Genomic DNA, 15287 nt, shown 5'->3' with positions numbered 1-15287 from the left:
TACAATGAAGAAGTTGCAAAATAGAAATGTGAAGAAATATACCTTAGCAGCGCTTTTGATGGGCGTGGGATTGAATTCTTTTGCACAAGAAACAGGCAAGAAAAACGATCCTGAAAAACCGGTCACTATTGATTCTTTTGATGTTGTTCGTGATTACAAACCGATTCTTGCAGATGCTGTAAAAATCCGTCGTAGTCCTGATATGACCAACAAACGGGAATATCAACCAAAATTAAACTATGGTAATATTATTGATAAGAAATTAGATATCAATACAGGTCTGAAACAATTGAATGTGCAGGAGATTCCATTTGCACAACCTTTTGAACACAGCAGTAACTATGTCAAATTTGGTGTGGGTAACTATAATACCATTTTAGGCGAAGCGTATTTAGCTTCCGAGCAGTTTGAAAATACTCGTTTTGGATTATTTGCGAAACACTTAAGCCAAAAGGGGAATATCGATGGTCAGAAATTTAGCACGCAGGACATTGGTATTTTTGGACGTCGTGTATTGGATGCCGTGACCGTAAAAGGTACAATCGGTTACAATCGATATGGTACGAATTTCTACGGTCAAACTTTTGACCAACCAGGGACAACATTATTGAATACATCACCAGACAAACAAACATTTACTGATATTTATTTAAATGGTGAGCTAGCAAGTAATGTTGATCCGAAGAATGAGCAATCTGTGAGCTACTCTGCTAAAGTAGATGGTTACCTATTCAAGGATGCTTATAAAGCGAAGGAAAATTCCTTTGCCCTATCGGGATATTTGAATAAACGCATGAGTGCTTTCAATGTTGGCGCCAACGTGAGCGTGACCATGAACGATGTCAAAAACGAAAATGACACAGCGAATGTGAAAAATAATTTGTTTTTGATCAATCCTTACATTCGATTCAAAGGAGATAACTATAATGTAACTTTGGGTGCCAACCTGACTTCGGAATTTGGTGACGAATCCCGTTTCAATGTTTTCCCATCAGTGGAAGCCGATTTTTCTTTGGCTCCAGAATATATCTCTTTATTTGCCGGTGTTAACGGGAATGTGAGACAAGGTTCATTCCGTAACTTTGCAAAGGAAAACCCTTATTTGGCACCAAACGTTAGAATTGCCAACTCCATCGAAAAATTGAATGTATATGGTGGTTTAAAAGGGAATGCGGGTGCGACATTTGGTTATAAAGTAAAGGTATTTTACAAGCAGATCGAAGGACTGCCTTTGTTTAAAAATAGTGCGTTTGGCGATAATCAAGGTGGATATATTCCTTGGGCTTTTGATGTGGTCTATGATGGTCAGATCAATAAAGCTAAACATATGGGATTGGAAGGGGAGATTAATGTACGCTTATCACAATTGGTTAACCTAGGCGGTAAAGTATTTATTGATGACTATAATCTGAGTGATGAAGAAGAGGCATGGGGCTTACCTAAATTTAGGTTGCAAGCCAATGCGCGTTTCAATATCTCGGATAAATTCTTTGTGGACGCGGAGCTTTCTAGCCAAGGTAATACTTATGCATATGTTTACGATTATAATACCGATGGCAGCCGTGTAGCAGATAGTGGTCATAAGGTTACGATTGCTTCCTTTGCGGATTTAAATGCTGGTGCTGAATACCGAATTAAAAAACAATTTGGTGTTTTCGTGAAAGCAAATAATATCTTTGGGAAGGAATATCAGCGTTACATGTATTACCCAAGATTGGGATTCAATGTAATTGGTGGTCTTAATTATTCGTTTTAACGAATTAAGATTATAAATTTGCATTTTAAATCATAGAACAATGAATCTAGGCAAAAACATCAATAGTTTATTAAGACGCTATGCGGAAGTATACGTGCCCGGAATAGGTGTGTTCAAAAGAATTCATTCTCCGGCTCAATTTGATAAACAGAATAATGTGTTTTTGCCACCTATATCCTATGTCGAACTGGACTATTCTGCACAACATGGATTCAATATCGTGCATTATATTCAACAACAGGAAAACTTAAGTTTGGGGCAGGCGCAGCAAATTCTGGACGATACTGTGGGCAGCTTAAGAAATGACTTAGGGCAATTTGGACAGGTAAAACTGGATGATCTTGGTCTATTGATTAGCTACGGTTCAAGTTTGGTATTTAAGCCTTTAGATTTATCTGGCTTTAATTTTCAACCCGTTGTTAATTTAGTCGGTCCTGAAATTGAAACGGTTATTCCGGTACGGGAAGATGAACATGGACTTGCTGAGTCAGACGAAGCCCTAGTGTCAGAACCTGCTGAAGAATTGGTTAATGAGGCAAATGCTGTTGTTGGGAATGACGTTGAAACCGAAGAGGAAACTGCAAACGAACAGCGAGAGCCACAGGATTTAGAAAATGATGACAATTTTACACCGACTGAATCTGTAGCCGAATTGGTAGAACCTATCACTCCGATCGTGGAGCAGGATACGCTAGCGGAAAATACCGTGGAGGAGAAAGCCAAGGTTGAAGCAGAACTTTTAGATACTGTAGCTGTTTCGACACCGATTGACCAGAACGATAGCCAGGAAGTTGCCGAAGATGAGAAAATTGCGGAGAAGGAAGTTGGTGCTATTGCTGCTGCAAATTCTGCTTATGCTCCCAATATTTATGAAGAGGAACCGCGCAATTCGAATGCAATCTGGTATTGGATAACAGCGGCCATTGTATTGGTCATGATTGCAGTGGGCGTCCTTTATACAAATCCGGGCCTGAAAAATTCACTGTTTGGGGGGACACAACCGGCCTTAAAACCTGCTGGTGATACAATTGTTCAGAAAAATAATTTACCAATCAATGATACTACATCCAACACATTAGTGGCGGACAGTTTAAAGAAGGTAGATTCTCTGGCAAAAACGACTCCTGATTCATTAAAAGGTACTGCAGTAGTCGCTGAAAAGAAAACAACTGAAAAAACTCCGGTTTTGCAGGCCGATCCAGTTATCAAAGAATCTATTCCTGTTGCACAGCCAAAGTATCAGCTCGTTATCGGTTCTGCCCGTACAATGGCACAGGCAGAGGAAGAGGCAAAACGTCTTCGGGCCCTAGGTTATAAAACTGCGCGCGCAGTAGAGGGTAAGTTTAAAAGGAATAGAAAGAAAATCATCCTGAATACCTACATGACAAAAGCGGAGGCTGACCTCGCTCAAAAATCTGTAGAGAAAAAAATTGAAGGTGCTTGGGTAGAAACATTATAGAAACTATATAAAACTATTAATAATTATGTCATTAGTGCAAGATACAGCAAGGGCTGCTGTAGATACGTTTAATCAAGCTGCGCAACAACCGTTACCTGCTGCTGCTAGTACAGAAAACATGAGTTTGATCGATATGATGATCAAAGGGGGATGGATAATGGTTCCAATCCTATTACTGTTCTTTATTGGGTTGGTTATCTTTTTTGAACGCTATCTGACTATTCGCAGAGCAGCCAAATACGATAATAGTTTGATGTCTCAAGTGAAAGCAAATGTATTATCGGGAAATTTAGACTCAGCTTTGGCTGTATGTCGTTCCAGTAACTCGGCCTTAGGACGTATGTTGCAGAAGGGCCTATTACGTGTAGGTAGACCAATCAAAGATATTGAAGGCGCGATTGAAAACGTTGGTAAATTAGAAGTTGCCAAGTTGGAGAAAAACATCAATATCCTTGGTATTATCGCGGGTATCGCGCCAATGCTTGGTTTCGTCGGTACCATCTTTGGGGTAATCAGGATTTTTCATGAGGTAGAATTGGCGGGTGGTATAGACATCGCGTCCGTATCCGGTGGTCTATATGTGAAAATGGTGTCTTCAGCTTCGGGTCTTGCTGTCGGTATCTTGGCTTATTTAGGCTATCATATCTTAAATATGATGGTTGAACGATTGATTTTACGGATGGAAACTGATGCAGTAGAATTTATTGATTTATTGGATGAACCAGGAAGATAATGAACTTACGAAGTAGAAAAAATAAACCATCTGCCGAAGTCCATACTTCAGCGTTAAACGACATCATGTTTTTCCTGATGTTGTTTTTCCTGTTGGCATCGGCGGTTTCGAATCCACAAGTGGTCAAGCTATTGTTGCCAAAGTCGAGTGCAGGTGAACAATCTGTTGCGAAAAAGACGCTTACAGTATCCATCACAAAGGAATTGGGCTATTTCATTGATAAAAATCCGGTCCCTGTAGAGGGCTTGGAGGCGGCTATCCAGTCGCAAATGGCTGGTGGAGAAGAATTGACGATTATGCTTTACGTCGATAATACTGTTCCTATCCAAAATGTCATTTCGGTTATGGATGTAGCCAATCGTCTGAAAGTGAAGGTGGTCTTGGCAACGGAACCAAAAAAAGATAAATAGGAACAATTAAACTTTTTCGAAGTTTATTGTTCATATGTTAATATAGGAGATTTATACAATGAGATATCATCTTCAACATGAAGAAAATAATTTCCCCAAGGCCTTGGGGATATCTACATTGGTCATGGCATCGCTGCTGTTGATTGGCTTCTTTGTGGTCTTTAAAGCACAAGCACCGGATGAGTATGGTATGGGCGGTATGATCGTCAACTATGGCACCTCTCCTGAAGGAATGGGAGATGATTACATGAGTGTAGAAGAACCTTCTGTAGATCCCAATGCAAATAATGAGCGCCCAGATCGTATAGACCCCGTGGAAACCCCAACGCCAACACCAACACAACAAGTTGCTGAAAAGGCAGTTGTCACACAGGATCTAGAAGAGGCACCTGCTGTAACAAAAACCGAAAAGAAGGTGGTGTCAAAAGCGCCTGAAACGACCAAAGAAACGAAAGCAGTGGCGCCTCAAGCAAATGCAAAAGCGCTTTTCAAAGGAAATAAAAATAACGGTAAGGGTGCTGGCGACGGTACAGGTACAACTCCAGGAAATCAAGGTTCTAAATTAGGGGATCCTTTGGCTAGCAATTATGGCGAAGGAGGATCAGGCAATGGCAACATGATGTTGTCCATTGAAAACCGTAGTTTTACACAACGACCAAGCATTGATGATAATGGCCAGCAAGCTGGAAAGGTTGCGGTGGAATTCAGAGTGAATAAGCAAGGTGTTATTACGTATGCCCGTGCTGGTGTAAAGGGCACGACGATCACAGATCCTTCTCTGTTGGAGAAATGTGAACGTGCCGTCAGAGGGGCGCGACTAAATCAACTGCCTAATGCCCCTGATACCCAAACAGGGCGGATTGTATTCAATTTTAGATTAAGATAAAAATCATTCAGATGAATGCTTATAAGGAGGTAATCGAGTATTTATATACTCGATTACCTATGTTTACAAGGGATGGCGCCTCGGCCTTCAAAAAAGACGTTGACAATACCATCAAACTTTGCAACGCGCTGGACAACCCGCAGCAAAAATTCAAAACCTTACATATCGCTGGTACCAATGGAAAGGGATCTACATCCCATATGCTTGCGGCTATATTGAGCGAAGCAGGTTATAAGACCGGGCTCTATACTTCACCACATTTACTGGATTTCAGAGAACGTATCCGTGTCAATGGTGTGATGTGTGAACAGGATTTTGTTACGGATTTTGTTCAAACCCACAAGGCTTTGATAGAAGAGGTAAATCCTTCTTTTTTTGAAATTACTGTAGCGATGGCTTTTGATTATTTTGAGAAAAGTAAAGTCGATATTGCTGTTATTGAAGTAGGACTCGGTGGACGATTGGACAGCACGAATATTATCCAGCCATTACTGTCTGTAATCACCAACATCGGGTTTGACCACATGAATATGCTTGGAAATACATTAGCTGAGATTGCTAGTGAGAAAGCAGGTATTATAAAAAGAAACACGCCGGTGGTGATTTCTGAATATGCTGCTGAAACAGCATCGGTATTCTTGGATAAAGCCCAGGTAGAACATGCTCCTATCCAATTTGCTTCCCAGATGTATCAAACAAAGATGCAGAGTGTCGACCAGGATTACCTGCGTATTGAAGTTATTGATGAAAATGGTGCCGAAGAAATTTATCAACTTGACCTCAAAGGTTCCTATCAGGTGAAGAATCTTGCTGGTGTTCTTTTGGCTGTTGACGAATTGCGTAAGCAAGGATTTCAAATCAGTCACCTTCATGTGCATGAAGCCTTGAAAAAGGTGCAATCTACTACAGGTATTCAGGGGCGTTGGCAACAGTTATCCAAAGATCCTTTTATAATCTGTGATACAGGGCACAATGAAGATGGAATTCATGAGGTTATAAAAAATCTGAACAGCACCAGCTATAACAAATTACACTTTGTCATTGGTGCTATGCGGGATAAAGATCTATCGCACATGTTACCGTATCTACCGAAAGACGCTGCTTATTATTTCTCAGCGCCGGATATGCCAAGAGCAATGCCTTCAGATTTGCTCCGTGAGGAGGCTGAGGCCTTTGATTTGCATGGGGGAGACTACTCCTCAGTACAGGAAGCTTTTGTGGCTGCTAAAGCTGCTTATGAAGATGGCGACCTGATTTTTGTGGGTGGTAGTAATTTTGTGGTGGCTGAAGTCTTGGTCGCAGTAGATAAGGGATTATAATGTAAAGAATAAGGATCAGAGATACTGGGTTTGTCAGCTTAAGCTAATCTACACAGTCTATGATCCTTTTTCCTTAATTTTTATACAGTATTTTCTTTCTGAATTATCTGGTTTTATTGATTCGTATTTTTTCTTTAAGTTATCAATGAACCCGCTACGTTCGGCTTATTGTTCAGAAAGAGCCTTCCATCAATTTTCATGGCAGTTGATGCTTGTGAGAGGATGAAGGTTTTGTTACTTTTTTTCTAATCATTAACAGTCAATTCTCCACGAATATCTTTTTCGGCCCAGTACGCAACTTCTTTTTGATCTTCGAGTTCGCCTTGAAGATACATCAATTTGGTTACTGCAGCTTCAAATGTAAGGTCATATCCATTGAGTACACCAATAGCTTTCAGGCCTTGTGAGGTTTCATATCTCCCCAATTCAACTGAGCCAACCTTACATTGTGAAATATTGAGGATATTTTTTCCCTGTTCTATAGCTCCTTTTAGTAAATCCAGAAACCAGCTGTCTGTAGTCGTATTACCCGATCCAAAAGTTTCCATCACAATAGATCTTACATCCGAATCAAGAACCGATTTGATTGTCTGTGCGGATATTCCCGGAAAAAGTTTCAATACAGCAACCCGGTTGTCTAACTTGGTATGTAGGATAAATTCTTTATCAATGTTATTCAATAATGCATCCGTATTGTATTTAAGGTGGATGCCAGCCTCCACGAGCACGGGGTAATTGGGCGATCTGAATGCTTCAAATTTAGCTGAGTTATATTTGAAAGAGCGATTTCCACGGAATAACTTATTGTCAAAAAGGATACATACTTCCTGGATAATGGAAACACCATCTTGTTTTGCGGAAGCAATTTCCAATGCCGTCATCATATTCTCGCGCGCATCGGTACGGATCTCTCCAATAGGCAATTGCGACCCCGAAAGGATTACTGGTTTTTGAAGCCCCTCTAACATAAAACTCAATACAGAAGCTGTGAATGCCATTGTATCCGAACCATGTAAAATAACAAAGCCATCATAATTGGCATAATTATCCTTGATGATCTGGGCCATTTCTATCCAGATCTCTGGCTTCATGTTGGAAGAATCGATGATCGGTTCGAAAGAGTGTACGGTCAATTTATAATCCAGACGGCTTAAATCAGGGAGATTACGCTTGATCAGTTCAAAATCGAAGGGTACAAAAGTGCCTGTTTCGTCTTTGACCATTCCAATGGTTCCGCCAGTGTAGATAATAAAGATATTGTGCATGGGATTCTATAGATTATATACCAAAAATACGTTTTGAATTTGCTGTTGTGATTTCTGCCACCTCTTCAATCGACATCGCATGTAGATCGGCAACTTTTTGGGCAACATAAACTAGGTAGCTGCTTTCGTTTTCTTTGCCGCGGTAGGGAACAGGAGCAAGGTAAGGAGCGTCCGTTTCCAATACAATATGCTTTAAATCGATCTCTCTGACGACGTTGTCCAATCCTGCCTTTTTAAAGGTGACCACACCACCTATGCCAAGCGCAAAACCTAAGTCAATTGCATGCTGGGCTTGCTCCAATGTTCCGGTGAAGCAGTGTAGTATGCCAAACAACTTTTCGTCATGAAGTTCTTCCAGCAACTCAAATAATTCTGTGAAGGCTTCTCGGCAATGAATGTCGATGGGTAAATTAAGGTCCTTAGCCCATTGCACTTGTGTTCGAAAAGCATCTTTTTGAATTTCCAATGTGCTTTTATCCCAATAAAGATCTAATCCAATTTCACCTATGGCATGGACTTTGTTATTCTCCAAGCTCTTTTGGATGTTGTTTAATTCGTCTATATAGTTTTCCTTAACATCACAGGGATGTAGTCCCAACATAGGAAAACAGTGTTCAGGGTAAGCTGCAACCGTATCGAATACAGGTTTGATGGAAGCACTATTTACGTTTGGTAAAAAGAGTCTTTCTATATGGTTGTCTAAACAACGTTGTAAGTATTCTTGTAGTTTATTGGTACCGGCGTGGTAGTAAATGTGTGTATGTGTATCAGTAAGCAACATAGTTTTCTGCGTGGAGGCAAAAGCGGATTAGGGTAAAACTTCTTTTTATTATTATCGAATAAAGAGGTAGGCTTCATTACCAAAATTTCAATTCGTTCTCCAAAGATAACTTATTAATTAACAAAATGAAAATTAATAACGGATTCTCTTATTGCCGGATAATTGAGCTGGAAAAACCAAAAAGGAGAATTTGAGTCATATATGGGCTATACTTTTTTTCTTATCTTGGAAAAAATAACATGTGGTAAAACATACTTTATTATTTGCTGTTAAACAGAAGAACGGTTGTTGCCCTATTTTTTAAAGAATAAATGAATCATATGATGAATAAGAAACTATGCATAGGGTTGTTTGCCTTTGTATCGGTTATGTGTTTAAATAAGCTGCATGCGCAGTCGCTGGTCGACCCATCGGTAAAAGATATTATTCAAAAGGCCTTCCAAACAAATAAGGAACTAAAACTAAAGGCATATGAAGTTGACAAAGCACGGTTGGAGGCAGAGGGTGTAAAAGCGAACAGACTACCACATGTATCGGCCTTAGGACTATACGGATATGTGCATAGCAACGGTAGTGTGGATATTCCTACCGTGAATGTTCCGCTCTTGAATTTAGGGCTTTTTGAGGGGGCGACGGGATTTAGCATGCATGGACAGGCGGCATATGCGGGTGTTTCGGTGAAACAAATTATCTTTTCAGGATTACAAATACCTAATGGAATAAAGGCCTTAAAAGAGAAGGCCGTTGCACAGCAATATTTAGAATCTGCAAGCCGTGAGACACTGTCAAAAGATATTATCGCTTCTTTTGATCAGTTAATGCTTCTAGACGAAGTCGATAAACTTATTGTCGATTCGGAGAAAAGATTAAAAAAAGAACAAGAAAAGGTCAATAAAGCAATTCAACATGGATTGGCTATTCCTTATGATCGTGATAAACTCAAACTGGCTCTGCTTGAACTAGAGGAGAAGAAAGTTGAGGTAGCTGGAAACCGGGATCTCCTTTGTCAAAAAATTCAACAGGAAGCTGGTGTTCCTTTTCAGGAAGTCAGTGGAATTCATTATGGATTAAAACCGATATTTTTATCGGAGATCCCGAATGATGTTGAGCAACGATCAGAACTTAAGGCCTTGGAGGCTTCATCAAAAGCCTATGAATACCTATATAAAAAGGAAAAAGGAGGTGCCCTTCCAGCAGTTTTTGCCTTTGGATCGGCAAATTACTTAAATGTATTCAATTCAAAATTGAGTGTAAAAGACCAACCGTTATTGGGAACAGTCAACCTTCCACTAAATTCGATTAAGGGGAGCCCAAATCTCTTGGTTGGACTCGGAGTAAAATGGGATCTTTATACAGGTGGAGAGCATCATAACAAGATCAAACAGGTCAAACTTGATCAAACCATTAATGCTACAAAAAAGGAAGATACAGAAGAAAAACTAAATCTGTTATTGCGTAAAAATAAAGTTGGCTATGGTACTGGAAATCAGAAAGTGAAAGTAGGTGAACAACAGCTGAAGGTTGCTGAAAACAACTTATCTATGGCCGTAAAGCAATATCAGGCGGGATTGATTGATGTGACAGAATTGTTGGCAGCAGAAAATGACTGGTATAAAGTCAATTTGGGTTATTTTAACAACGTTTTGCAACAACGAAATGCTGCAGTTGAATTATTACACACATCCGGAAAATTATTACAAACTATACATGAGTAACATGAAAAATTTATATGGGATATTATCCTTGTCTATTTTTGTTTCCTGTACAAATCAAGTGAAAGAAAAACCCATCGAGGGTAAAGTGGAGCGAGAGCAGGTGACCGTAGTCACAAAAGTACCCGGTAAAATCGCGAAGATCTTTGTTGCAGAGGGGGATTTTGTGCATGCTGGTGACACTTTGGCTATTTTAAGCATTCCTGAAGTGGACGCCAAGGAGGAGCAGGCAAAAGGAGCACTGCAATCTGCTGATGCACAATATAATATGGCTGTTAAAGGCGCTACCAAAGGGCAGCTGATCCAATTGCAGGCAAAAGTCGATGGTTTGAAAGAACAATACGAGTTTGCGAGGAAGTCAATCGGAAGACTTGAGGCGCTATTGCAGGATAGTCTGATCCCTCAGCAGAAGTATGATGAGACTTATGCAAAGTATCAAGGTGCTAAAAACCAATATCTTGCTGCACAGGCAGAAATGGCCGAAGCTAGGACTGGTGCCCGACAAGAACAGCAGGTGATGGCTTTGGGGCAAAAGGAAAGAGCACTTGGAGCTGTATCTGAGGTTAATGTTGCTGCACAGGAGAAATACGTGATTGCACCGCAGGATATGAGCGTCGAGACAATCAATCTAAAAGTTGGTGAACTGGCGATGGCTGGCTATCCAATTGTTAATGGATACCTTGATCGTTCTACTTATTTTAGATTTACATTGCCTGAAAATCAGATCGGAAAATTACAAAAAGGTGCTACAGTAACGGTTGAAGTACCTTATTTGAACCATAAAAAGGTGCCCGCCAAGATCGTTAGTATCAAGGCATTGAATTCCTATGCCAATATCGCTTCAGCGTACCCTGATTTTGACCCGCAGCAGGCTGTATTTGAATTAAAGATCGTCCCTGAGGATATGGCTGGAACGAAAGATTTGTTAACAAAAACGCTCGTGGTTCTCCAAGCGAATTAAAGTGAATGGATGTGAAAAGATTTCTAGAATTAATTCAACGGGAGTTTAAGCTCTTTTTTAATAATAAGGTTCTGCTGATGCTCTTTCTAGGAGCACCGGTACTGTATGGTGTCTTAGTTGGGCATGTTTATCAACAGGGCAAGGTGACCGAAATGCCTGTAATCGTAGTGGATGAAGATAACAGTCCTTTAAGCAGTTCATTTATAGATATGCTTTCGGACAATGAGAGTATTCAGGTTGCAAAGGTATTGCCTTCCTTGTTTGATTCTAAGGATGTCGCTATTCAATATGATGCAACGACAATTGTTCATATCCCCAAAGGATTTGCTGCAGGTGTGCAGCAGAGCCGTTTGCCAGAGGTGACCGTGTTTGTTGATGGGGCGAATACATTAACTTCAAATACAGCCTTAATGGCTGTCAATGTCTGTGCGATGACGCTTAAGGCAGGTATACAGATTCAATCGCAAATGAAGCGTGGGGTACCGGCAAAAGTGGCCGCCCAACAGTATGAGCCCTTTAAGACAACAATAGTTAAGCAAAATATTCGAAGTGGGAATTACCTCTATTTTATGCTACCAGGGGTACTTATCACCGTATTGCAACAAGTGTTGTTATTGGGCTTGGCTCTATCTTTTTCTTCAGAATTTGAAGGGAACACGTTCGCTGAACTTGTCAAAAAAGTTTCCAATCCGATTGGGCTTATTCTCGTAAAGATATTGCCTTATGTTTTAATGTCTATCGGGATATTGCTGTTGTATTGGGCTTTTGGTAAGTACTATCGAATGCCACTCCAAGCAGACTTTGGCCGTTTTGTACTGTGTACCTTCGTGTTTTTGTTGGCTGTATGTTTTATAGGTGTGCTTGTGAGTATGGTTTTACCGTCCCAACTAAAATCAACGGAAGTATTAATGGTGATCGCAACACCAGCTTTTATTCTGAGCGGTTTTACTTGGCCTTCGAGTCTAATGCCGGGTTGGGTGCAAGCTATTGCGAATGTTATCCCTTCTACACATTATCTTCGGATTTTTAGATTGCTATTTATCCAGCATGCTGAAAACTATCATACCCATAAACCCTTAATCGCATTGACTATTATTATGATTATTAGTTTTGTACTGGCGGTTGCTGTACTTTGGTGGAAGATAAGAAAATTAAAGCAGGCTTTAGGTGAAAAGTCGAGTTAAGCAATAGATATAAAATACTGTGAAACATGAAATAAAATTATTTTGATTTGTTGTTAAATTCTCTCGCATCGTAAATTCTTAAAAGACAGTTTATACTTCGGTTTTTATTGAATTTTAGGATGTGAGTATATTGTAGAATATTTTTTTCCACATCATGTTCGATTTTATCCAAGAATGTACCCAATAATGTATTAGTGGTCGTTTTGGTTTCGGTTCGACGGAATTCCGAATCTCAGAATAGTCTTAGACAAATACTTCTTTGACAGGTATTACTGTCATTACGGTAGGTTTTGTTTTGCAAAGCTGTCTCTCATCCGATACGGTTCCGAGTACTATGGCGTCCTTGAACTTTAACACAATCAATTATTTTTAAAGGGAGTAATTTTTTTTTTAGTTTCAGTGAATATTCGAACAAAAATATTCTGAAGCTAGGGTCCCATTCATAGTGGCAATAAGCAAGTCCCGATTTTTGTACAGGGAAGAGCGTGTAAGAAAGTATTTATGTCCAATAATTCGATATCCCAATCCACATAATATTCGCTGCTTCTGCGTGATTTCTGGCATTAATGAAAGCTTCAAAGGAAAAAGTATATTTTTTAGATATAAATTCGTCAATTGTCAGATCATTCCAAATTTTAACTCGAATTTATGAGTAAGTACTTGTTTACAGGATTCTATGTAATGATCGTAGATGTTATGTTGGGTCCGATAATTTGATGGAATACGTATGGAATATTGGTGTTTATAGTAGTCATTCGAATACAGCTAGCAAGTTATATTCTTTTTTCTCTGAGTATTCTCTCTCCATCTTCTTGTTCCTTTCTGTTCATTATATGATCATTATTTGAATGGATCCTATAACCATACAATGGATATTCGATGTGTTTACTATGGATATGGCCAGCTAATTCTAAAAGAGGAAACATGAGCGCCATATCATACGGAGCTTTTAAAAAGTAGCCTTTGTCATTTTTAAAATTCATGTCGAAATTTGGAGTTCTTTGTAACGTATGAAAAAGATCGTATTGAAAAGTTTTTAGATGCGAAGCATTCCAACGAGCATTTCTTATATTATTAAAATCATCTTTCGAATAACTTGATGAGTGAAGTTGTCCGTTGGAAAGGGAAATATATGAGCCATAGGTAAGTTTACAACGATAAAAAGAATAATACCAATTGATCGTTTGAAGAACAAAATTGTGGAGCAATATATCATCTCCATCTACTATTGTGATAATTGAACTCTTACTTTCAGGCGCTAGGTTTGCTAAGACAGATACAATGCTCTCAATCGCAAATAGCTGTTTTGGATTTCTAATAATAGTTATTCTCTCATTTCGGAATTTTTCGATATATGTTGATGTTCCATCGGTAGAGCAGTCATCTATCAAAAGAATACGATAGTTTGAATAATTTTGTTTTGTTAAGCTTTCATAGCACGCATCTATAAAATTAATACAATTTCTAAATGGTACAATAATAATAATTTCCTGCTCTGATAACTGAGGCTGTTTACTGCCTATGACAAACTTTCTTAGGATGCTGCCACTTAATAATTCAATTATATTATTGAATCTATTTTCTTCGATTGATAGGAGCAGTAATTTAAATATTGGGGAGGTTAAGTAAAAAGATTTTACTTTCTCTAGTCGATAAGTGAAATAAATGTTATTTGATATTGGTAACAAAGGACCTGATGTTATCACTCTATTTGAGATGAAGTGAATTCTGTGATCCACGATTAAATTTATATTTTCGAAAATATGATGGTGATATATAGCTTCGTCTTCATAAAAATATACGATATCATGCTCATTTGAAATGGCATCTTTCAAATACGATTTCAAATGTGATAAGGTTTCGTTATCATTCATCGAAAGTTTGTATGAAGGGATATAATACTCATTTTCTATTGACATACAATCATATATTTGTTTAACATCTTGAATTAACCGATTGAAATTTTAATAATTTATCTTTTAGTTTTACATCTTTTATAGTTACAATGTCTATCTTTATAAGAACAGTCAATCCGGGCTGGAATATATATACTGATTCGGCAGATCACTTTACATTGTTTAATTGAGATTATAAGTTCATGTGGATGGCGTTTTATTATTAAATAAGATTATAAAAATAGTGTATTCAGTAATAATTGCACTATTGCAATCAATATTCGAAATCACGTCTAGTTTTTTTAAAAGTTATATTACTGATGTCTCTGACAGAATCTAACGGATGAACATGGTAAAATACGTCCTGACTAAATGTGCCCATTTTACTAAGTACTCGTTAATTTGTTTGAACAATATATTTGCATACAGATTTATAAAATATCTCTATCTATCTAATATAGCTAAAAAATTTTCATTTATTACACTATTAGTTGGATATTCTTATACTGAGTTTTGAGCTATAACATTTTTATTTCCTTTAATGGTTTGAAATTGATATAAAATAATAAAGGGTTGTCTGATTATATGTCATGAGATAGTTGTGTTAATTTTTTCTTATAGTGTTTTAATATTATAAAAAAAATATTATATTTAGATATATAAATCAGTTTAATTATGAGAAATCTAAAAAACATTAAGAAGCAAAAGTTAACAATTGACTTGCAGAAAGAATTGAGCGATGAAGAATTAATGCTTATCGTGGGAGGAACTTCAGTTAATGCCGGTGGCGGCTCTTCCAGTTCCACCAGTGGTGACGTTTGTTGTGACGGTACTTGTGTTTGTCAGACATTTTGCTGTGGAACCCGACCTTAAATTAATTTAACATTCTAAAGGATTATAGTAAAGTTGTCTTTAACTATAATCCT

The 15287-nt window shown here is 38.4% G+C and carries 13 protein-coding genes; 10 read left to right on the top strand and 3 right to left on the bottom strand.

Going from position 1 to position 15287, the window contains the following annotated elements; all coding sequences use genetic code 11:
• Positions 1–4: 4 nt before the first annotated feature.
• From ABFX33_RS20705 to ABFX33_RS20680, 6 genes are read left to right on the top strand one after another with little or no spacing between them, the layout of a single operon-like run.
• Positions 5–1756: a hypothetical protein gene (locus ABFX33_RS20705; protein WP_346087971.1), complete on the top strand. Its 1752-nt coding sequence runs from the start codon at positions 5–7 to the stop codon at positions 1754–1756.
• Between the two features lie 40 nt (positions 1757–1796).
• On the top strand, positions 1797–3215 hold the full coding sequence (locus tag ABFX33_RS20700) for an HU domain-containing protein (protein WP_346087969.1): 1419 nt from the start codon (positions 1797–1799) through the stop codon (positions 3213–3215).
• A gap of 25 nt (positions 3216–3240) precedes the next feature.
• Entirely contained in the window at positions 3241–3948 is a 708-nt protein-coding gene (locus tag ABFX33_RS20695; protein WP_120260062.1) for a MotA/TolQ/ExbB proton channel family protein, read from the top strand.
• Entirely contained in the window at positions 3948–4358 is a 411-nt protein-coding gene (locus tag ABFX33_RS20690; protein ID WP_120260061.1) for an ExbD/TolR family protein, read from the top strand. Before ABFX33_RS20695 ends, ABFX33_RS20690 begins: the two co-directional genes overlap by 1 nt.
• Positions 4359–4416: 58 nt before the next feature.
• On the top strand, positions 4417–5244 hold the full coding sequence (locus ABFX33_RS20685; protein ID WP_120260060.1) for an energy transducer TonB: 828 nt from the start codon (positions 4417–4419) through the stop codon (positions 5242–5244).
• An 11-nt stretch (positions 5245–5255) separates the two neighbouring features.
• Positions 5256–6563 carry a bifunctional folylpolyglutamate synthase/dihydrofolate synthase gene (locus tag ABFX33_RS20680; RefSeq protein ID WP_346087967.1) on the top strand — a complete coding sequence of 436 codons (1308 nt, stop codon included), beginning with the start codon at positions 5256–5258 and terminating at the stop codon, positions 6561–6563.
• 245 nt (positions 6564–6808) lie between these two features.
• On the opposite strand, the gene ABFX33_RS20675 is transcribed toward ABFX33_RS20680, so the two are convergent.
• Together ABFX33_RS20675 and ABFX33_RS20670 are read right to left on the bottom strand one after the other, a co-directional pair.
• A complete protein-coding gene (locus ABFX33_RS20675; RefSeq protein WP_120260058.1) occupies positions 6809–7828 on the bottom strand; it encodes an asparaginase in 1020 nt (339 codons plus the stop codon).
• A gap of 13 nt (positions 7829–7841) precedes the next feature.
• Complete coding sequence (locus ABFX33_RS20670; RefSeq protein ID WP_346087965.1) at positions 7842–8609, bottom strand: TatD family hydrolase; 768 nt, start codon at positions 8607–8609, stop codon at positions 7842–7844.
• A gap of 320 nt (positions 8610–8929) precedes the next feature.
• Between ABFX33_RS20670 and ABFX33_RS20665 the strand changes: the two genes are divergently transcribed.
• From ABFX33_RS20665 to ABFX33_RS20655, 3 genes are read left to right on the top strand one after another with little or no spacing between them, the layout of a single operon-like run.
• On the top strand, positions 8930–10324 hold the full coding sequence (locus tag ABFX33_RS20665) for a TolC family protein (protein ID WP_346087964.1): 1395 nt from the start codon (positions 8930–8932) through the stop codon (positions 10322–10324).
• Between the two features lies 1 nt (position 10325).
• Positions 10326–11282, top strand: coding sequence for an HlyD family secretion protein (locus ABFX33_RS20660; protein ID WP_346087963.1), 957 nt, complete (start codon positions 10326–10328; stop codon positions 11280–11282).
• Between the two features lie 11 nt (positions 11283–11293).
• On the top strand, positions 11294–12466 hold the full coding sequence (locus ABFX33_RS20655; protein ID WP_346087962.1) for an ABC transporter permease: 1173 nt from the start codon (positions 11294–11296) through the stop codon (positions 12464–12466).
• A 773-nt stretch (positions 12467–13239) separates the two neighbouring features.
• On the opposite strand, the gene ABFX33_RS20650 is transcribed toward ABFX33_RS20655, so the two are convergent.
• Complete coding sequence (locus ABFX33_RS20650; RefSeq protein ID WP_346087961.1) at positions 13240–14385, bottom strand: glycosyltransferase family A protein; 1146 nt, start codon at positions 14383–14385, stop codon at positions 13240–13242.
• Between the two features lie 651 nt (positions 14386–15036).
• On the opposite strand from ABFX33_RS20650, the gene ABFX33_RS20645 reads away from it, so the two are divergent.
• Entirely contained in the window at positions 15037–15234 is a 198-nt protein-coding gene (locus ABFX33_RS20645; protein WP_346087959.1) for a hypothetical protein, read from the top strand.
• Positions 15235–15287 lie beyond the last annotated feature (53 nt).

It is taken from the genome of Sphingobacterium ginsenosidimutans (assembly GCF_039536865.1).
Lineage (GTDB): Bacteria > Bacteroidota > Bacteroidia > Sphingobacteriales > Sphingobacteriaceae > Sphingobacterium > Sphingobacterium detergens.
This window is presented reverse-complemented; position numbering and strand designations above follow the sequence as displayed.

Excerpts from the sequence above, each read along its gene's own strand:
- ABFX33_RS20695 (WP_120260062.1), top strand. The coding sequence starts at position 3,241 with ATGTCATTAGTGCAAGATACAGCAAGGGCTGCTGTAGATACGTTTAAT.
- ABFX33_RS20690 (WP_120260061.1), top strand. The coding sequence starts at position 3,948 with ATGAACTTACGAAGTAGAAAAAATAAACCATCTGCCGAAGTCCATACT.
- ABFX33_RS20675 (WP_120260058.1), bottom strand. The coding sequence starts at position 7,828 with ATGCACAATATCTTTATTATCTACACTGGCGGAACCATTGGAATGGTC.
- ABFX33_RS20700 (WP_346087969.1), top strand. The coding sequence starts at position 1,797 with ATGAATCTAGGCAAAAACATCAATAGTTTATTAAGACGCTATGCGGAA.
- ABFX33_RS20645 (WP_346087959.1), top strand. The coding sequence starts at position 15,037 with ATGAGAAATCTAAAAAACATTAAGAAGCAAAAGTTAACAATTGACTTG.
- ABFX33_RS20660 (WP_346087963.1), top strand. The coding sequence starts at position 10,326 with ATGAAAAATTTATATGGGATATTATCCTTGTCTATTTTTGTTTCCTGT.
- ABFX33_RS20685 (WP_120260060.1), top strand. The coding sequence starts at position 4,417 with ATGAGATATCATCTTCAACATGAAGAAAATAATTTCCCCAAGGCCTTG.
- ABFX33_RS20665 (WP_346087964.1), top strand. The coding sequence starts at position 8,930 with ATGATGAATAAGAAACTATGCATAGGGTTGTTTGCCTTTGTATCGGTT.
- ABFX33_RS20680 (WP_346087967.1), top strand. The coding sequence starts at position 5,256 with ATGAATGCTTATAAGGAGGTAATCGAGTATTTATATACTCGATTACCT.
- ABFX33_RS20670 (WP_346087965.1), bottom strand. The coding sequence starts at position 8,609 with ATGTTGCTTACTGATACACATACACACATTTACTACCACGCCGGTACC.
- ABFX33_RS20705 (WP_346087971.1), top strand. The coding sequence starts at position 5 with ATGAAGAAGTTGCAAAATAGAAATGTGAAGAAATATACCTTAGCAGCG.
- ABFX33_RS20650 (WP_346087961.1), bottom strand. The coding sequence starts at position 14,385 with ATGTCAATAGAAAATGAGTATTATATCCCTTCATACAAACTTTCGATG.